The organism is Mesorhizobium sp. WSM3868 (assembly GCF_002294785.1).
Classification (GTDB): Bacteria; Pseudomonadota; Alphaproteobacteria; order Rhizobiales; family Rhizobiaceae; genus Mesorhizobium.
In genome coordinates, this window is sequence record NZ_NSGB01000005.1 from 195,719 (window position 1) to 213,427 (window position 17,709).

A 17,709-nucleotide genomic window follows, 5' to 3' on the forward strand; every position below is an offset into this window, starting at 1 on the left:
CGGCCCTTTCGGCAGTTTGCTTAAACGCGTTAGATAATAACGACCTTGGTGCCGATCTTGACGCGGCTGTAGAGATCCATGACGTGCTCGTTGATCATGCGGAAGCAGCCGTTGGAAGCGCTGGTTCCGATCGACTGGGGTGCAATGGTGCCGTGGATGCGCAGATGCGTGTCCTTCTTGCCGTCATAGAGGTAGATGGCGCGCGCGCCGAGCGGGTTTTCTCCGCCACCGGGCATGCCGTCCTTGTACTGGCCATAATGCTTCGGCTCGCGCTTCTGCATGTCGAGCGTCGGGATCCAGCGCGGCCATTCCTGCTTGTCGCCGACGGCCACCGTCCCCTTGAACTGCAGGCCTTCACGGCCGACTGCGATGGCGTAGCGGCGCGCGGTGGAAAACGATTCGACGAGGTAGAGACGGCGAGCAGTCGTGTCGATGACGATCGTCCCGGGCTCATAGCCGGTGAAGGCAACGTCCTGCGGCACGAACTCCGGCTTCACCTTGAACGGCCTCTTGGCATCCTTCTTGGCGAGCGCCGAATCAAGCGCGCGGGTCTCCGGCAGATAGTTGATTGAGGTCACCGAGGACCCCCCGAACAGGCCGGCGAACAGCCCGCCGCTGCTCGCCCGCTTCTGGCCGGGCTGTTCGCTGCGCAACTCACCGTTGTTGCCGGTGGCCGTGATGTTCATCGCGTCGGCCGGGATGGGCTCCTCGGCCTGGAGCGAGGCGATCGGCGCCACGGGCATGATCGGTTCGATGATCTTGACGGTCTTCTTCCCGGGCTTCGCATCGGCCACTTCGGCCGGCGCGGCCGAACCCTTCTTGGAGAGCCATTCCTGACGCGCCGCATCCGCCTTGGCCTTGGCTGCCTCGCGCATCGCCAGCTTGCGGGCTTCGAGCGCCTTCTGCTTGGCCGCTTCCTTGTCGGCAGCGATCTTGGCCTCGAGCTTTTCGATCTGCGCGAGGTCGTCCGGAGTCGGGTTTTTCTTCTTCTTGAGAAGCCTCAGCTGCGATGCGTCGCTCTTGGCGGCGACGGGGATTGCGTCGGTCTTCTCTACCGACGGCGAAGCGGCCAGATTTGCCGGTGAGGCAAAGGCCGCGGATCCCATGCCGAATACGGCACAGAATCCCAAAAGGATGAAGCTGCGAAGCTGCATGGCGAAGATCCGATTTTCTATGCTAGTTGCCCAACGGCGTCGCCCGGCGCCCCCCAAGGACGCCGAAAGTGCCGCGCGCAATCTATAATCGATTAGCCAGCGCGCCCTCAAGCTGAGCGACGTGTTACATTTGGTTGAATCTTCGTGATCGAGCGGCATTTGCCGCGACTGTGTTCAAAGAACAACAGATCGCGGCGGCAATGCTTGTCCGGCTACTGGTTCGGAACCTGCGGGGTGACCGGCAATGTAACGCCGTTCGCGGCCGGCGGCGTGGTCGGATTCGCGGGCGCCGGTGTTGCGGGAGCAGTGGCCGGAGCCGTGGTGGTGCCGCCATTCGACAGCGGCGTGGTGGTCGTCGCGCCGCCCGACGGGGCGGGCGGCGCGGTGCCGGTAGCCGGCGCCGCCGGCTGCGAGCTGCCCACCGGACCGGTGGCGCCCGGCAATTGGTTGAGCACGCCCTTGCCGGCATTGCCCGAGGTCGAAGCCGGTGCCCTGTCGAGGATGTCGATCGGCTTCTCGCCGTAGCGGGCAAGGATGGAGAGCGCGAGCGAAGTCACGAAGAAAGCCGCGGCCAGGATCGCAGTCGCGCGGGTAAGCGCGTTGGCTGCGCCCCGCGCCGTCATGAAACCGGAACCGCCGCCAATGCCGAGACCGCCGCCTTCGGAGCGCTGCAGCAGCACCACCCCGACAAGGGCGAGCACGACCATAAGATGAACGACGATCAGTACCGTTTCCATAATTTATCCTGGCGAGGCCTAGCGCGGCCGCGCATACGACCGGTGATTTGGAGGCGGCTCCTTACAATGCTTTGGCGGCATTTCCAAGCCCGTGGCCGGGAATATGGGGAGCAATCAGGCCATTGCAACGATTTGGGCCGCGCCCCTGCCGCCGCGGGCCACCGCCTGCGGCTATGACATGTGCATATAGGCTTCGGCAATGGCGAGGAAGTCGGCCGCCTTCAGGCTTGCGCCGCCGACCAGCGCGCCATCGACATTCTCGACGCCGAGCAGCTCCACAGCATTGGACGGCTTGACCGAACCGCCATAGAGAATGCGCATTCTGGCCGCGGCATCGCCGAGCAGCGCCGTCAGCTTGCCACGGATATGGGCATGCGCCTCGGCGACGTCGGCCGCGGTCGGCGTCAGGCCGGTGCCGATGGCCCAGACGGGCTCGTAAGCGATGATGGTGTTGGCGGCGGTGGCGCTCGCCGGCACGGAACCGTCGAGCTGCCGCGACAGGACATCGAGCGTCGCGCCGGCTTCACGCTCGGCGCGCGTCTCGCCGATGCAGATGATGGCCACCAGCCCTGCCCGCCAGGCGGCCGAAGCCTTGGCATTGACGATCGCATCGTCGTCGCCGCATTGCTCGCGCCGCTCGGAGTGGCCGACGATGACATGGCTTGCGCCGGCATCCTTCAGCATCTCGGCCGAAATCTCACCCGTATAGGCGCCGCTCTCCTTGGGGTGGCAATCCTCGCCGCCGGCGCGAACCGGAGTGCGCGAAAGGATCTCGGCGGCCTGGTGAAGCAAGGTGGCCGGAACGCAGACCAGGGCTTCCGTCTCCGCATCGAGGCCGCTCATGAAGCCGTTGCCGATCATCCTCAACTCGTTGAGCGAGGCGCTGGTGCCGTTCATTTTCCAGTTGCCGGCAACGAGCGGACGGATTCCAGGGGTCATGGCGTCGAGTTCTCCAGGCAACATAAGGCAGCGCCCTCAGTACCAAAATCGGGCCACAAAGCAATCGACAGTGGGCCGGAAGGACGCTATTGCGCTTGTTTCAGAGTCGGCGCATGCGAAAATGCGCAAAGATCGGAAGTGGGCATGCTTGGTATTTTGAGAAGCGCGGCGGGCACCTGGGTCGCGAAAGCTTTGCTGTCCTTGCTGGTGGTGAGCTTTGCCGTCTGGGGTATTTCCGGGCGCCTGTCGGGAAGCTTGGCTGGCCATCATTCGGTGATTACCGCCGGCGGCACCACGGTTTCGATCAACGAATACCGCCTCGCCTACGATCGCCAGATCAACCTGCTGTCGCAGCAATATGGCCAGCGCATCACGCATGAACAGGCTAAGCTGCTCGGCCTCGACAACCAGGTTCTGGCGCAGCTCGTCTCCGGCGCCGTTCTCGACGAGCAGGCTCGCAAGCTCGGGCTTGGCCTTTCCAAGGACCGGCTGGCCGAGCTGACGCGCGAGGATCCGGCCTTCAAGGGTCCAGGCGGCCAGTTCGACCGCAGGACCTTCGAATATCTGCTGAGCCAGATCGGCATGCGACCCGAGGACTATCTGAAGAACCGCTCGCAGGTGGCGGTCCGCCAACAGATCGTCGAGGCGATTTCCGACGGCCTCAAGGCGCCGCAGACCTTCCTGAAGGCGGTCGCGCTCTATCGCGGCGAGGACCGCACGATCGACTATCTCGTCCTGCCGAAGACACTCGTCCAGCCGATCGAGGCGCCGTCCGACAGCGCGCTGAAAACCTATTTCGAAGCCAACAAGAAGAACTACGCGGCGCCGGAATACCGCAAATTCTCCTATATCCGGCTTGAGCCGCAGGACATCATGGACCCGACGGCGGTGACCGATCAGCAGGTCGCTGACGACTACAACAAGAACAAGGCGCGCTATACGACACCCGAAATGCGCACCATCGAACAGCTGGTGTTCAAGACGCCGGACGCGGCCAAGGCGGCATTTGACTCCCTGAAGACCGGCGCCACCTTCGACAAGATCGTCACCGCCGAGGGCAAGACGCAGGCCGACACCGTGCTCGGCACGCTGGCAAAGGACAAGATCGCCGACAAGGCGGTGGCCGACGCAGCCTTCTCGCTCAACGTCAATGAGGTCAGCCCGGTGGTTCAGGGCGCCTTCGGCCCGGTGCTCTTGCGCGTCACCGAGATCAAGCCGCAGGTGGTGAAGCCGCTTTCGGAAGTGTCCGACCAGATCCGCAAGGATCTTGCGCTCGGCGAGGCAAGCCGCGTCCTGCTCGACGTCCACGACAGCTACGAGGACACCCGCGCTTCCGGTGCCTCGCTTGCCCAGGCGGCCGACAAGCTAAAGCTCAAGGTCGTCACCATCGACGCCATCGACCGCACCGGCCAGCGGCCGGACGGCACGATCGTCAACGACCTGCCGCAATCGGCGGACCTCATCAAGGCCGTCTTCGAGGCCGAGCCGAACACCGAGAATGAAGGCCTGACCACTGCCGCCAACGGCTTCGTTTTCTATGAAGTCCAGTCGATCACGCCGGCGCGCGACCGCACGCTGGAGGAGGTTCGCCAGAAGGTGGTGGCCGACTGGACCGCGGCCGAGACCGACAAGCGGCTCACCGCCAAGGCCGGGGAGTTGGAAAAGCGCCTCAAGGCCGGTGCGACGCTCGACGTGATCGCGGGCGAGCTGAAGCTCGAGAAGCAGACCAAGCGCGGCCTGAAGCGCGAAGCCGACGATGCCGATTTCGGCAAGGAGGGCGCGGTGGCCATGTTCGGCGTCGGCGAAGGCGGCACGGGCCTGATCCCCTCGCCCACCGGCGACGGTCAGATCCTGTTCAAGGTTGCCGAAGTCTTCGAACCTGCCGGTGCCGATGGCAGCTCTGTCCCGGAAGACGCGCAGAAATCTTTCAGCGCCGGCATATCCGACGACCTGCTCGATCAGCTGGTGGCGCAGCTGCAGTCGCAATATGACGTTCGTATCGATCCGGCCGCCGTTTCCCAAGCACAGACACGATGAGCGCGCTTAAGACATATATTGCCAAGGTCGCGACCGGCACCGCGCTCTCCTTCGAGGAAGCGCGCGAGGCCTTCGACATCATCATGTCGGGCGACGCGACGCCGGGGCAAATCGGTGGCTTCCTGATGGCGTTGCGCGTGCGTGGCGAGGCCGTGAGCGAGATCTCCGGCGCGGTCGCCACGATGCGCGCCAAGATGCTCCGCGTCGAAGCCCCGCGCGGCGCCATCGACATCGTCGGCACCGGCGGCGACAATTCGCATTCGGTCAACATTTCGACCGGATCGGCATTCGTCATCGCCGCCGCGGGTGTCCCGGTGGCCAAGCACGGCAATCGCGGCCTGTCCTCGCTGACCGGCGCGGCGGACGTGCTGATGGCGCTCGGCGTCAAGGTCGACATCGCACCGGAGACGATCGGCCGCTGCATCCAGGAGGCCGGCGTCGGCTTCATGTTCGCGCCAGCGCATCATCCGGCGATGAAGCATGTCGGTCCTGTCCGGGGCGAGCTCGGCACGCGCACCATCTTCAACCTGCTCGGGCCTCTGTCGAATCCAGCCGGCGTCGGCCGGCAGATGGTTGGCGTCTTCCTGCCCGAATGGATCATGCCGGTGGCTGAGACGCTGAAGGCGCTGGGCACCGATCATGCCTGGGTCGTGCACGGCGACGGTTATGACGAGATCACCACCACGGGCGAGACGCAGGTCGCAGAGCTCGCCGGCGGCGAGATCCGCACCTTTACCCTCACTCCGGAAGCGGTCGGACTGAAGCGGCATAACAAGGAAGACCTGCGCGGCGGCGAAGCGGCCTACAACGCCAGGGCATTGCGCGATATGCTGGGCTGCGCTGCCGGCGCTTATCGCGATACCGTGCTGATGAATGCCGGCGCCGGGCTGGTGGTGGCCGGCAAGGCAACGACGCTCGGCGATGGCATCGAGGCAGCAGCGCAGGCCATCGACAGCGGCCGGGCACTGGCGGTGCTTGACAAGCTCATCGAGATTTCGAACGGTTAGAATTTTGTCCGATATCCTGCGCAAGATCGAAGCCTACAAGCGCGATGAGATCGCCGCCGCGAAGCTCAGCGCGCCGCTTGCCGAGGTCAAGGCGAAGGCCAAGGATGCGGAACCCCCGCGCAGCTTCCTTGCGGCGCTTGAGGCCAAGCGGAAGGCCGGCGGCTTCGCGCTGATTGCGGAGATCAAGAAGGCCAGCCCTTCCAGGGGCTTGATCCGCGCCGACTTCGACCCGCCGGCGCTCGCCAGGGCCTACCAGCAAGGCGGTGCTGCCTGTCTTTCGGTGCTGACCGACGCGCCGTCCTTCCAGGGCGCGCCCGGCTTTCTGACCGCAGCGCGCGCCGCCGTTAGCCTGCCCGCCCTGCGCAAGGACTTCCTCTTCGACCCGTATCAGGTTCATGAAGCCCGCGCCTGGGGCGCGGACGCGATCCTCATCATCATGGCGAGCGTCGACGACGCCTTGGCCAGTGAATTGGAAGCCACGGCCTTCGATCTCGGCATGGAGGCGCTGGTCGAGGTGCATGACGAACAGGAGATGGAACGCGCGCTTCGCCTCTCGTCGCGGCTGATCGGCATCAACAACCGCGATTTGAGAACCTTCGAAACCAGCCTCGACGTTTCCGAGCGGCTTGCCGCCATGGTCCCGGACGACCGGCTGCTGGTCAGCGAGAGCGGCATCTTCACCCATCAGGACTGCCGGCGGCTGGAAAAGAGCAAGATCGGCACCTTCCTCGTTGGCGAAAGCCTGATGCGGCAGGCCGACGTGGCCGCCGCGACCGCCCTTCTGCTGACGGGCAAGGCGCCGGCCGAGGCCGTTTGAGGATGCCCGCGCTTACGCATCTCGGCGCCAAGGGCGAAGCCAACATGGTAGATGTCGGCGGCAAGGCCGAGACGACGCGCACGGCCATCGCCGAAGGGTATGTCACCATGCAGCCGGAAACGCTGGAGATGATCCTGGCCGGCGACGCCAAGAAAGGCGACGTGCTTGGCACGGCGCGCATCGCCGGCATCATGGCGGCCAAGAAGACGCATGAGCTCATCCCGCTTTGCCATCCCCTCCTTCTGACCAAGGTTGCCGTCGAGATCGAGCCCGATCACGCGCTTCCCGGCCTGAGGGTCACCGCGCTTGCCAGGGTTACCGGCAAGACCGGGGTGGAAATGGAGGCGCTGACCGCGGCGTCGGTTGCCTGCCTCACCATCTACGACATGGCCAAGGCAGCGGACCGCGCCATGGCGATTTCCGGCATCAGGCTGGTCGAGAAGACCGGCGGCAAGTCGGGCGACTACAAGGCAGGTCCTTAGCATGGCTTTGCTTCCGGTCGCCGAGGCGCTCCAACGCCTGTTGGACGGCGCGACCGCGCTGCCAGGCGAAAGCGTGCCGCTGGCCGACGCGGCCGGCCGGGTCCTGGCCGACCCGGTGGTGGCTCTGCGCACCCAGCCGCCCTTCAATGCGTCGGCGATGGACGGCTATGCCGTAAGGGCCGCCGACGTGGCCTCGGCGCCGGCCCGGCTCTCCGTGATCGGCATGGCGCCCGCCGGGCGTGGCTTCACCGGCTCTGTCGGCAAGGGCGAGGCCGTGCGCATTTTCACCGGCGCGCCGCTCCCCGAAGGCGCCAATACCGTCGTTATCCAGGAGAATGTCCGCGATCTCGGCGGCGGCAGCATCGAAGTGACCGAGCCGACCGCGGAAGGACGCAACGTCCGTCGCCGCGGGCTCGACTTCTGCGAGGGCGACCTGCTCCTCGAAAAAGGCCGCCAGCTCGATCCGGCGGCGCTTTCGCTGGCGGCATCGGCCAACCATCCGAGTCTCAACGTGGTGCGGCAGCCGCTGCTCGCCATCATCGCCACCGGCGACGAATTGCTGCCGCCGGGCAGCGCGCTCGGCCCCGACCAGATCATCTCGTCGAATGCCTATGGCCTCACAGCTACGGCCCAGTCGGTCGGCGCGCGCGCGCTCGACCTCGGCATCGCCGCCGACCGCAAGGACGCGATCGCGGCCCTGGTCAAGAAGGCGGTCAAGGCCGGCGCCGACGTCATCGTCACGCTTGGCGGCGCCTCCGTCGGCGACCACGACCTGATCCACGACGTGCTGACCGGCGAAGGCATGCAGCTCGACTTCTGGAAGATCGCCATGCGTCCCGGGAAGCCGTTGATGTTTGGCCGGCTCGGCGACATTCGCTGCATCGGCCTGCCCGGCAATCCGGTCGCAAGCCTGGTCTGCTCGCAGCTGTTCCTGAAGCCGCTTCTGGCGCGGCTGGGCGGCCGGTCCTGCCGGCAGGAAATCCGCACGGCCCGGTTAGGCGCCGCAATGCACGCCAACGATCTCAGGCAGGACTATGTGCGCGCCGTGGTCCGCGAAGATGCGGGGGCGCTGATCGCAACACCGTTCGGCATCCAGGATTCCTCGATGCTGAGGATGCTCGCCGATGCCAATGGCCTGATCGTGCGCCAACCCTTCGCACCGGCGGCTGAAGCCGGCGAGGAATGCAGCGTTCTGATGTTACGCTGAACAAAACGTCAACACATTCACTAAACTTTAAACGGTTGCGGAACACAACTGGAACAGATAGTGTTTGTTCTGGGTTTGTTTTTCTGATTCTGGTTTCAGAACCCATGGGGGCCGCCATGCTGACGCGCAAACAACATGAACTGCTGATGTTCATCCATGAACGGCTCAAGGAAAGCGGCATTCCGCCGTCTTTCGACGAGATGAAAGAAGCGCTCGACCTTGCCTCGAAATCGGGCATCCACCGCCTGATCACGGCGCTGGAGGAGCGCGGTTTCATTCGCCGGCTGCCGAACCGAGCGCGTGCACTTGAAGTGCTGCGCCTACCTGACTCGATCGCGCCCGGCCTCAATGCGGCGAAGAAATTCTCTCCGAGCGTCATCCAGGGCGGCCAAGGCAATCTCGGTCGCCAGATCAAACCCGCGGCGCCCGCACGCACGCCGACGCCCAGCAATGACGACGACGCCGTTTCGGCCGTCTCCATCCCGGTGATGGGTCGCATTGCCGCCGGTGTGCCGATCGACGCCATCCAGCACCAGACACATTCGATCACAGTGCCGCCGGACATGATCGCCGGCGGCGAGCACTACGCGCTCGAGGTCAAAGGCGACTCGATGATCGAGGCCGGCATCTTCGACGGCGACACGGTCATCATCCGCAACGCCAGCACTGCGAGCCCCGGGGAGATCGTCGTGGCGCTGGTCGACGACGAGGAGGCGACGCTGAAGCGCTTCCGCCGCAAGGGCGCCTCTATCGCGCTCGAGGCTGCCAATCCGGCCTATGAGACGCGCATCTTCGGTCCCGATCGCGTCAAGGTTCAGGGCAAGCTCGTCGGGCTCATCCGCCGCTACTGAAGGGCTGCGGCTTGGCTTCCGGCTTCTCGGGCTTCTTGTAAGGCGCCAACCCCCTCGCCTCACGCGAGTAGCGCCGCTGTTCGTGCCAAGGGCGGTACGGTTTTTCGACGGCGTATTGAATGGTTGCTCGCGCCGTCGCCGATTGCGGATCGAAGAAGACGGCGGCACTGCCGTCGCGCGCAAGCTGCCGCTTGGTGACGACGAGGATACGTGGATCGCGGCAGGGATTGTAGGCCGTGGCGTCGTTGATGACGATGAGGTCTGCGAAGTCGCAGGCAGGCCTGGCAGCTTCGCGGTTCTCGGCGAGCGCGACGATCGCGCCCGATGGATGCCGGCCAATGCAGAGATCGCCCGTGCAGTAAAAGGGCGATCCAGGCGGCAGGTCGACGGGATCGGCTATGTCCAGCGTGCCCTTGGCGAATGTCTCCGGCGGCACGATCGTTTCGGCCTTGAGCGCGCGTTTCCAGTTATCGGTAGTGAACTCGTTGGAGCGGGCACGATTGATGGCGAGTTCGCCGCCGCCGATCGGCATCGCCACCAGATGCGCGTCCTCCGAGATCAGCAGGTCCGGCGTGCGCACCTGCGGGATGATCATGACGGCCGCGGCAGCGAAAGGAATTGCGGTCAGCCTGAGCCACGTAGTCGCCATCGTGGCGATGACGAGCGCGATCGTCGCCAGCAGCACCGAATGGATCGAGATCAGGCCCACGGCATCGACCGGCGACCACTCCGAAATCCACGCCGAGATCGCGATCATGGCCGCCAGGCCCTTGCCCATCAAATAGAGGAAGGGCCCGTCGAAGCCGAACGGCATCATGACCGCGCTGGCGACGGCCAGAAACATCACGATCGTGACGATCGGCATGATCGCGAGATTGGCCAGCAGGCTGAGCGGCGAGACGCGCTGGAAATGCCAGATGGCAAACAGCGCCGTGGCACTTCCGGCAATGATCGACGTCATTGCGGCGCCACCTGCTCCGACTGCCAGTTTGTGCGACATGAACCGCAGGAACGAACGCTTTTCCGGCGGCGCTCTCACCTTGCCGGCGCGGTAGTCGGACCAGCCGGCATAGGCGCCGACAAGGGCGGCGGTTGCCGCGAACGACATCTGAAAGCTCGGGCCAACCACTTCATGCGGCGACACAAGGATGACGGCGATGGCCGAGATCGCCAAATTGCGCATCGTCAGCGCGGCGCGGTCGAAAAGCACGGCGATCAGCATGACGGCCAGCATGATGAAGCTTCGCTCGGCGGCGACCACCAACCCGGAGATGACGAGATAGGCGGCGATCGACATAAGCGCGATTGCCGCGGCATACTTCTTCACCGGCCGGCGTGACGAAAAATCCGGGAACAGCGCAAAGGCGCCGCGCAGCAGAAGCATGACCGTGCCGGCGACCAGCGCCATGTGCAGGCCCGAAATCGAGATGATGTGATAGATGCCGGTCCGCCGCATCGCCTCGTTGATGTCCTCGGGAATGCCGGCGCGCACGCCGACGATCAGTGCAGCGGCAATCTCGCCTTCGGGTCCGCCAATGGTGCTTCTGATGTGATCGGCAATGTTTTCGCGCGCGTTCTCGATGGCTGAGGCGATGCTCGTCTGAGCGATCGGGTCGGTTGGCGGAATGAGTTTCGGGTCGCCGAGGAAAAATCCACTGCCGCCGATGCCGGAAAAATAGCTGTCGAAGGAAAAATCATAGCTTTCGGGACGGACCGGCCCGGTCGGCGGCAGGAGCCGTGCGTAACCCGTCACCAGCGATCCAGCCTTCATGCCGGCCGGGATCCTGCGTGCCGAGAGCCTGACGCGATCCGGTGCGTAGCGCAGCTTTGGATGCGCGGTCGAGATGAGATCGATGGTCAGCCTGACGCGGCCATTGGCCATTTCCTCGGCGACGGCGACGCGGCCTGTCAGCCGCGTCTGGATTTCGGAGCCGAGCATCGGTGTTGCGGCGCACCAGGTCTCGACCTTCGCGGCGACGAAGCCCAGCGCGCAAAACAGAGCCGCCATAAAGACCAGGTGTGTCTTCAGCCAGGGACGCGAAACGGCCGCGCATAGAGCCATCAGCGCCACCGCCGCCAGCGGTCGGTAAAGATCCGGCTCGGCGCTCAAGGAATAATAGAGTATCACGCCGGCGGCCAGGAACACCGGCACCAGCAGGAAGCCGATGCCGCGGTCGAGCTCGGTGGAGGCTGCCTCGGCCACACCCCGGCGAAACGCGGAAAACGAGGCACGGCGGAACCGCCTGCGGATTAAGTCGATGGCTGCCGGCGGACGAGCTTGTAGCGAAGCATCGCCGTCCGGCGGCAAAATTTCGGCGGCCGGACGCGGCACTGGAACCAAAACCGGTACAGCCTCGGCAGGCACGGTGGCGGCAAACAGCAGGCGCTCGCTCACGCCAGCCGTCGTCTCCTCGCCCTCCTCCGCACCCCGGCCACGTCCAGCCATCGGGTCTGCCCCTTGCGCCCCAGACCTCCTATGCTACATGAACGCCCACCGCGCGAAAGTCCGCGCAAACATGCCCGCTTCAGTGCTTCTTCCGAGAGTTCCATGTCCGACAAGGTCGTCACCCGCTTTGCCCCCTCGCCCACCGGCTATTTGCACATCGGCGGCGCGCGCACGGCGCTGTTCAACTGGCTCTACGCCAGGCACACGGGCGGCACGATGCTGCTGCGCATCGAGGACACCGACCGCGAGCGCTCCACCGAAGCGGCGACGGCCGCTATTCTTGACGGACTGACCTGGCTCGGCCTGTCATGGGACGGCGAGGCCGTGTCGCAGTTCGAGCGCGCGCCGCGCCACCGTGAGGTGGCAGAGGAGCTCGTACGGCTGGGCAAGGCCTATTTCAGCTATGAGACGCCTGCCGAGCTGGAGGCGATGCGCGAGGCGGCGCGGGCCAAGGGTCTGCCGCCGCGCTACAATGGCCAGTGGCGCGACCGCGAGCCCTCCGAGGCGCCTCCCGGCGTCAAGGGCGCCATCCGCATCAAGGCGCCGACCGAAGGAGAGACCGTCGTGCACGACCGCGTGCAGGGCGAGGTGCGATTCCCGAACAAGGACCTCGACGACTTCATCATCCTGCGCTCGGACGGCAACCCGACCTACATGCATGCCGTCGTCGTCGACGATCACGATATGGGCGTCACCCACATCATCCGCGGCGACGATCACCTGACCAACGCCGCGCGCCAGACCGTAATCTACAACGCCATGGGCTGGACCGTGCCGTCGATGTCGCACATCCCGCTGATCCATGGTGCCGACGGCGCCAAGCTGTCGAAGCGCCACGGCGCGCTCGGCGTCGAGGCTTATCGCGCCATGGGCTATCTGCCGGAGGCCCTGCTCAACTATCTGGCCAGGCTCGGCTGGAGCCACGGCGACGACGAGGTGATGTCGATCAAGGATATGATCTCCTGGTTCGACATCGGCGACGTCAACAAGGGCGCCGCCCGGTTCGACTTCGCCAAGTTCGAGGCGCTGAACGGCGTCCATATGCGCAAGATGGACGACAAGGCGCTGTTTGATATTCTCGTAGCCACCCTGCCCTATCTCGAGGGTGGCCCGGCGCTCGCGGCCAAACTCGACGACAGGCGCAAGGCACAGCTGCTTGCCGCCATGCCGGGCCTCAAGGAGCGGGCAAAGACGTTGGTCGAGCTTGTCGATGGAGCCGGCTTCCTGTTCGCCGAGCGGCCCTTGCGGCTCGACGAAAAGGCTGCGGGGTTGCTTGGCAGCGACGCCCGCGCCATTTTGCGCGGCGCCCATGCCGCGCTCGCCGCGATCTCCAGCCAATGGAGCGCCGCGACCGCGGAAGCCGCTATTCGCGATTTTGCGCAGGCAGGCGGCCATAAGCTCGGCGCCGTGGCTCAACCGCTGAGAGCTGCGCTCACCGGCCGCAGCACCTCGCCCGGCGTGTTCGATGTGCTCGCTGTGCTCGGCCGTGAGGAGAGCCTGGCGCGGGTTGCGGATCAAATCGATTAGGAGCGAACTGGCCCAAGAAGATTGGCATTGAAAGGTGTGTTTCGCAGTGCAACATTAGGCCTTGGCCCAATCTGGCACGCACCTCCTAAAATGCGGTGGCAAGTTCGCGCATTCCGGTGATTTCGACGTGTCGTTTGCAGGAATTGCCTTGCCCGGCATGAGAAAACATAAAGGAGTTTGCAATGAGCGAAGCTGCGACAAAACTGGAATCGGGCGGCAAGGCGCGCGAGTCGACCGCAAGGCTCGAGCTCGCCGGCAAGACGCATGAATTCAAGGTGCGAAGCGGCTCGACCGGGCCCGACGTCATCGACATCGGCGCGCTGTACAGCACCACCGGGGCCTTCACCTACGATCCCGGTTTCACCTCGACGGCAAGCTGCGAGTCGGCGATCACCTTCATCGACGGCGACGCCGGCATCCTGCTGCATCGCGGCTACCCGATCGACCAGCTCGCCGAGCACGGCGACTTCCTCGAGGTCTGTTATCTCCTACTCTACGGCGAATTGCCGACCAAGGCGCAGAAGGACGACTTCGACTATCGCGTGACGCGCCACACCATGGTGCATGAGCAGATGTCGCGCTTCTTCACCGGCTTCCGCCGCGACGCCCATCCGATGGCCGTCATGTGCGGCGTGGTCGGCGCGCTGTCGGCCTTCTACCACGACTCGACCGACATCTCGGACCCATATCAGCGCATGGTCGCCTCCATGCGACTGATCGCCAAGATGCCGACGATCGCGGCGATGGCCTACAAATACCACATCGGCCAACCCTTCATTTACCCGAAGAATGAGCTGAATTTCGCCGCCAACTTCCTGCACATGTGCTTTGCCGTGCCGTGCGAGGAGTACAAGATCAATCCGGTGCTGGCGCGCGCCATGGAGCGCATCTTCATCCTGCACGCCGATCACGAGCAGAACGCGTCGACCTCGACGGTTCGTCTCGCCGGCTCTTCGGGCGCCAATCCGTTCGCCTGCATCGCGGCCGGCATTGCCTGCCTCTGGGGCCCCGCGCATGGCGGCGCCAACGAGGCGGCCCTCAACATGCTGGGCGAGATCGGCCATGTCGATCACATCCCGGAATTCATCGCCCGCGCCAAGGACAAGAACGATCCGTTCCGCCTGATGGGCTTCGGCCATCGCGTCTACAAGAACTACGATCCGCGCGCCAAGATCATGCAGAAGACAGCGCATGAGGTGCTGGGCGAGCTCGGCATCAAGGATGATCCGCTGCTCGACATCGCGATGGAGCTGGAGAAGATCGCGCTGACCGACGAGTATTTCATCGAGAAGAAGCTCTATCCGAACGTCGACTTCTATTCGGGCATCACGCTGAAGGCGCTGGGCTTCCCCACCACCATGTTCACCGTGCTGTTCGCGGTCGCCCGCACCGTCGGCTGGATCGCGCAGTGGAAGGAAATGATCGAAGATCCGCACCAGAAGATCGGCCGCCCGCGCCAGCTCTACACCGGCGCCACGGAGCGCGATTACGTGCCGATTGCGAAGCGGTGAGTGAGCGAATAGCGAAATAGCGAGTAGCGAATAGGGACAGAACTCGGCGGCGCTGAGCGGCGCCCAGCCTACTCGTTATTCGCTACTCCCTATTCGCTTTTCTGATGCACCCCAGCACCACCTCTGCAGCAATCTCGCCCGACGGCCTGTCGGTCGCCATGCGCCTGGCGATTTCGGCAAAACCTGCCCGCTGCCAGGCGCGCATGCCGGTATCGGCAAACAGGGCTTCCAACTGACGCGCCAGGTTCTCCGGCCTGACATACTGATCATAGAACTCCGGCACTAGCGCGCGATCGGCGATCAGGTTGGGCAGCAGCGCCGACCAGGTCGTCACCAGATGCTGCAGCAGCTGCCTCGCGATCGGATCGAGCTTGTAGCTGGAGACCATTGGAACACCGCAAAGCGCAAGCTCGAGCGAAACTGTTCCGGAGGCGATCAGAGCCGCATCGGCCTTGCCGAAAGCCAACCATTTGCGCTCCGGATCGGTGATGATCTCGGGCTTCTCGTCCCAACGCGTGACGGATGTTTTCACCAGGTCGGCGACATGCGGCACCGTCGGCAGCATCAGCCGCAAGCGGTGACCGCGCTGATGCAAGACCGATATCGCCTTGCCGAACGGCTCGATCAGCCGGCGCACCTCGCCGCGGCGCGAGCCGGGCAGCACGAGCAGCGTCTTCACGCGATCCTCCGACAGGTCCCGCGGCAAGCTCTGCGCCTTGGCGGCGCCAAGCACGCCGGGATCCTGGGTCAGCCGGTGGCCGACATAGGTGCCGGGCGGCCCACCAAGTCGGGTGAGCGCCTTCACTTCGAAGGGCAGGATGCAGAGGATGTGATCGACATAGGGCTTCATCGCCGCCGCCCTGCCCGGCCGCCATGCCCACACGCTCGGGCAGACATAGTGGACGATCGGGATGGCGGGCGCGGCGGCGCGGACCCTTTTGGCGACGCGCAGCGAAAAATCAGGGCTGTCGATGGTGATCAGGCAATCCGGCCGCTCCGCCGCGATGGTGCCGGCTGTTTGGCTGATCCGGCGCATCAGCCGCGGCAGGTCGCGCAAGACGGCGCTGAAGCCCATCAGCGCGATCTCGCTGCCGTCGAAGAGCGGTGTCAGCCCCAGTTCCTGCAGATGCCGGCCGCCGATGCCGACGAGCCGGATCTTACGACCGGTGGTCTTCTCGAGCGCACGCACGATGTCGGCGCCGAGCAGATCGCCCGATTCCTCGCCCGCGACGATGGCGATCTTGAGCGGCCTCTCACTGGCCATCGGTCGGCTCCGTCGCGGTAAATCCGACGATGAACAAGCCAAGCGCATCGGCCCGCGCGAGAGTCACCGGGCTTTCGAGAATGAGCGAGCGGCCGGCTTCGACGGCGATGCCGGCAAGGCCGGCCGCATGTGCGGCCTCGACCGTCTGCGGGCCTATCGAGGGCAGGTCGGCGCGCAGCTCCTGCCCTGGCTTGGCGCATTTGACGAGAACGCCGCGCGTCTTGCCGGCGAGCCTGCCGTGTCCGCGCAATTCGCGCGTCCTCTCGAGCAGGCCCTTAGTGCCTTCGATGCCTTCCAACGCGATAACCCGCCCTCCAATAGCAATCGCCGCCTGGCCGATGTCGAGCTCGCCGATCGCCTTGGCCGCCGCGCGGCCCGCCTCGATATCGCGCCAGTCCGATTGCTTTGGTCCTGCCTTGGTCAGCGTGCCCTCGCCGGCAGCGAGATCTGGAACGATCTCATGCGCTCCGACCACGGTGATACCGCGCATTTCCAGCCCGCGCGTCAGAACCTTCAAAAGCCCGTCGTCGCCGCGGGCCAGCGCCATTGCCACGGAGGGGATTATCGTCAGCAGACTGAGCGTTGGACGTATCTTCGCAAGCCGCGGCCTGCGCTTGATCTCGCCGGCAAGAACCAGGTGGTTAATGCCTTCGCGCTTCAGCAAGGGAAGCAGGAAGCCGATGTCTTCGAGCGCAAGCGTCGCCTGCTCGTAGGCGGCAAAGTCCACTTCGCGATCCACCTCGCCCTCGGCCAGGATGATGAAAGGCGAATGTCCCTGTCTGACCAGACCTTCCGCCACTTCGACCGGCAGGCTGCCGCCACCGGCGATGATGCCGACCCTGGAGCCCGGCGCGAGTGCAAGCCCTGACCCGGCGGGCTCAGCCCTCGTCATCGCCATCGTCATCGCCGCCACCGCCCTTGAGCGGCGGGACGGCATAATGCCGCTTGCCGCGACTGGTGATGAAGTCGATCATCTTCATGGCCGTCGGTGACGAGGCGAACTCCGCCTTGGCGATCTCGACGTTCTCCCCGACCGTGCGGGAGTGGTCGAAAATCGCCCTGTAAGCCCTTCGCAGCATGTAGATTTCGGCGCGCGGCAGGCCGGAGCGCTTCAGGCCGATGACGTTGAGCCCGCGCAGCTTGGCGCGATTGCCGACCGCGATCGCATAGGGAATGACGTCGCCGACGACCGCCGAGCAGCCGCCGATAAAGGCGTTGTCGCCGACGCGGACAAACTGATGCACGGCGGTCAGGCCGCCGATATAGACATTGTCGCCGATCTCGCAATGCCCGCCGAGCGTCGCCCCATTGGCGAAGGTGGCATTCTTGCCAACGACGCAGTCATGGGCAATGTGGGCATAGGCCAGGAAATTGCCATTGTCGCCGACCGTCGTCTCGCCGCGGCTGGAATCGGTGCCGACATGCATGGTGACGCCTTCGCGGATGGTGCAGTTTTCACCGATGACCAGCGTCGTGCGCCCGCCCTTGTGCTTGGTGTTCTGCGGCGGCGCCCCGAGCGTCGACATTGGATAGACCTTGGTCGAGCCGCCGACGGTGGTCGCGCCCATCACCGAGACATGGCTGACCAGCTCGACGCGATCGCCGATGACGGCGTCGGCGCCGACATGGCAGAAGGGTCCGATACGCACACCTTCGCCGAGCTGGGCACCTTCTTCGACGACCGAGGAAGGGTGGATTGATGTCTGAACTTTCATGAGCATTAGAAACCG

The 17,709-nt window shown here is 64.9% G+C and carries 15 protein-coding genes; 8 read left to right on the top strand and 7 right to left on the bottom strand.

Features of this window, described 5'->3' with window-relative positions:
* Positions 1–29: 29 nt before the first annotated feature.
* From CK221_RS10895 to tpiA, 3 genes are all read right to left on the bottom strand, one after another.
* Entirely contained in the window at positions 30–1,154 is a 1,125-nt protein-coding gene (locus tag CK221_RS10895) for a L,D-transpeptidase (RefSeq protein WP_095777712.1), read from the bottom strand.
* A 212-nt stretch (positions 1,155–1,366) separates the two neighbouring features.
* The gene (secG, locus tag CK221_RS10900; protein WP_066992690.1) at positions 1,367–1,891 is read right to left on the bottom strand and encodes a preprotein translocase subunit SecG; all 525 of its coding nucleotides are present in this window, start codon (positions 1,889–1,891) and stop codon (positions 1,367–1,369) included.
* A 171-nt stretch (positions 1,892–2,062) separates the two neighbouring features.
* The gene (gene tpiA, locus CK221_RS10905) at positions 2,063–2,830 is read right to left on the bottom strand and encodes a triose-phosphate isomerase (protein ID WP_066992805.1); all 768 of its coding nucleotides are present in this window, start codon (positions 2,828–2,830) and stop codon (positions 2,063–2,065) included.
* Positions 2,831–2,974: 144 nt separating this feature from the next.
* Here tpiA and CK221_RS10910 point away from each other — a divergent pair, with 144 nt between their 5' ends.
* The 6 genes from CK221_RS10910 to lexA all read left to right on the top strand — a co-directional run bounded on the left by CK221_RS10910 (position 2,975) and on the right by lexA (position 9,231).
* The gene (locus CK221_RS10910; protein ID WP_095777713.1) at positions 2,975–4,867 is read left to right on the top strand and encodes a SurA N-terminal domain-containing protein; all 1,893 of its coding nucleotides are present in this window, start codon (positions 2,975–2,977) and stop codon (positions 4,865–4,867) included.
* On the top strand, positions 4,864–5,874 hold the full coding sequence (trpD, locus tag CK221_RS10915) for an anthranilate phosphoribosyltransferase (RefSeq protein WP_095777714.1): 1,011 nt from the start codon (positions 4,864–4,866) through the stop codon (positions 5,872–5,874). The genes CK221_RS10910 and trpD overlap by 4 nt, the downstream gene beginning before the upstream one ends.
* 1 nt (position 5,875) lies before the next feature.
* Positions 5,876–6,691, top strand: coding sequence for an indole-3-glycerol phosphate synthase TrpC (trpC, locus tag CK221_RS10920; RefSeq protein ID WP_179295109.1), 816 nt, complete (start codon positions 5,876–5,878; stop codon positions 6,689–6,691).
* Positions 6,692–6,693: 2 nt separating this feature from the next.
* Positions 6,694–7,173: a cyclic pyranopterin monophosphate synthase MoaC gene (gene moaC / locus CK221_RS10925; RefSeq protein WP_095777716.1), complete on the top strand. Its 480-nt coding sequence runs from the start codon at positions 6,694–6,696 to the stop codon at positions 7,171–7,173.
* Between the two features lies 1 nt (position 7,174).
* Entirely contained in the window at positions 7,175–8,380 is a 1,206-nt protein-coding gene (glp, locus tag CK221_RS10930; protein ID WP_095777717.1) for a gephyrin-like molybdotransferase Glp, read from the top strand.
* Positions 8,381–8,496: 116 nt separating this feature from the next.
* A complete protein-coding gene (lexA, locus tag CK221_RS10935; protein WP_066992799.1) occupies positions 8,497–9,231 on the top strand; it encodes a transcriptional repressor LexA in 735 nt (244 codons plus the stop codon).
* Here lexA and CK221_RS10940 read toward each other — a convergent pair.
* Positions 9,215–11,677: a ComEC/Rec2 family competence protein gene (locus tag CK221_RS10940; RefSeq protein WP_095777718.1), complete on the bottom strand. Its 2,463-nt coding sequence runs from the start codon at positions 11,675–11,677 to the stop codon at positions 9,215–9,217. The genes lexA and CK221_RS10940 overlap by 17 nt on opposite strands.
* A gap of 102 nt (positions 11,678–11,779) precedes the next feature.
* Between CK221_RS10940 and gltX the strand changes: the two genes are divergently transcribed.
* Positions 11,780–13,204, top strand: coding sequence for a glutamate--tRNA ligase (gltX, locus tag CK221_RS10945; protein ID WP_095777719.1), 1,425 nt, complete (start codon positions 11,780–11,782; stop codon positions 13,202–13,204).
* Between the two features lie 182 nt (positions 13,205–13,386).
* Positions 13,387–14,715 carry a citrate synthase gene (gltA, locus tag CK221_RS10950; RefSeq protein ID WP_095777720.1) on the top strand — a complete coding sequence of 443 codons (1,329 nt, stop codon included), beginning with the start codon at positions 13,387–13,389 and terminating at the stop codon, positions 14,713–14,715.
* Positions 14,716–14,797: 82 nt separating this feature from the next.
* On the opposite strand, the gene lpxB is transcribed toward gltA, so the two are convergent.
* From lpxB to lpxA, 3 genes are read right to left on the bottom strand one after another with little or no spacing between them, the layout of a single operon-like run.
* Entirely contained in the window at positions 14,798–15,979 is a 1,182-nt protein-coding gene (gene lpxB, locus CK221_RS10955) for a lipid-A-disaccharide synthase (protein ID WP_095777721.1), read from the bottom strand.
* On the bottom strand, positions 15,969–16,871 hold the full coding sequence (gene lpxI, locus CK221_RS10960; protein WP_095777812.1) for a UDP-2,3-diacylglucosamine diphosphatase LpxI: 903 nt from the start codon (positions 16,869–16,871) through the stop codon (positions 15,969–15,971). The genes lpxB and lpxI overlap by 11 nt, the downstream gene beginning before the upstream one ends.
* The gene (gene lpxA, locus CK221_RS10965) at positions 16,858–17,694 is read right to left on the bottom strand and encodes an acyl-ACP--UDP-N-acetylglucosamine O-acyltransferase (protein WP_095777811.1); all 837 of its coding nucleotides are present in this window, start codon (positions 17,692–17,694) and stop codon (positions 16,858–16,860) included. Before lpxA ends, lpxI begins: the two co-directional genes overlap by 14 nt.
* Between the last annotated feature and the right edge of the window lie 15 nt (positions 17,695–17,709).

Coding starts and splice junctions, on each gene's coding strand:
- CK221_RS10895 (WP_095777712.1), bottom strand. CDS start 1,154: ATGCAGCTTCGCAGCTTCATCCTTTTGGGATTCTGTGCCGTATTCGGC.
- secG (WP_066992690.1), bottom strand. CDS start 1,891: ATGGAAACGGTACTGATCGTCGTTCATCTTATGGTCGTGCTCGCCCTT.
- tpiA (WP_066992805.1), bottom strand. CDS start 2,830: ATGACCCCTGGAATCCGTCCGCTCGTTGCCGGCAACTGGAAAATGAAC.
- CK221_RS10910 (WP_095777713.1), top strand. CDS start 2,975: ATGCTTGGTATTTTGAGAAGCGCGGCGGGCACCTGGGTCGCGAAAGCT.
- trpD (WP_095777714.1), top strand. CDS start 4,864: ATGAGCGCGCTTAAGACATATATTGCCAAGGTCGCGACCGGCACCGCG.
- moaC (WP_095777716.1), top strand. CDS start 6,694: ATGCCCGCGCTTACGCATCTCGGCGCCAAGGGCGAAGCCAACATGGTA.
- glp (WP_095777717.1), top strand. CDS start 7,175: ATGGCTTTGCTTCCGGTCGCCGAGGCGCTCCAACGCCTGTTGGACGGC.
- lexA (WP_066992799.1), top strand. CDS start 8,497: ATGCTGACGCGCAAACAACATGAACTGCTGATGTTCATCCATGAACGG.
- CK221_RS10940 (WP_095777718.1), bottom strand. CDS start 11,677: ATGGCTGGACGTGGCCGGGGTGCGGAGGAGGGCGAGGAGACGACGGCT.
- gltX (WP_095777719.1), top strand. CDS start 11,780: ATGTCCGACAAGGTCGTCACCCGCTTTGCCCCCTCGCCCACCGGCTAT.
- gltA (WP_095777720.1), top strand. CDS start 13,387: ATGAGCGAAGCTGCGACAAAACTGGAATCGGGCGGCAAGGCGCGCGAG.
- lpxB (WP_095777721.1), bottom strand. CDS start 15,979: ATGGCCAGTGAGAGGCCGCTCAAGATCGCCATCGTCGCGGGCGAGGAA.
- lpxI (WP_095777812.1), bottom strand. CDS start 16,871: ATGACGAGGGCTGAGCCCGCCGGGTCAGGGCTTGCACTCGCGCCGGGC.
- lpxA (WP_095777811.1), bottom strand. CDS start 17,694: ATGAAAGTTCAGACATCAATCCACCCTTCCTCGGTCGTCGAAGAAGGT.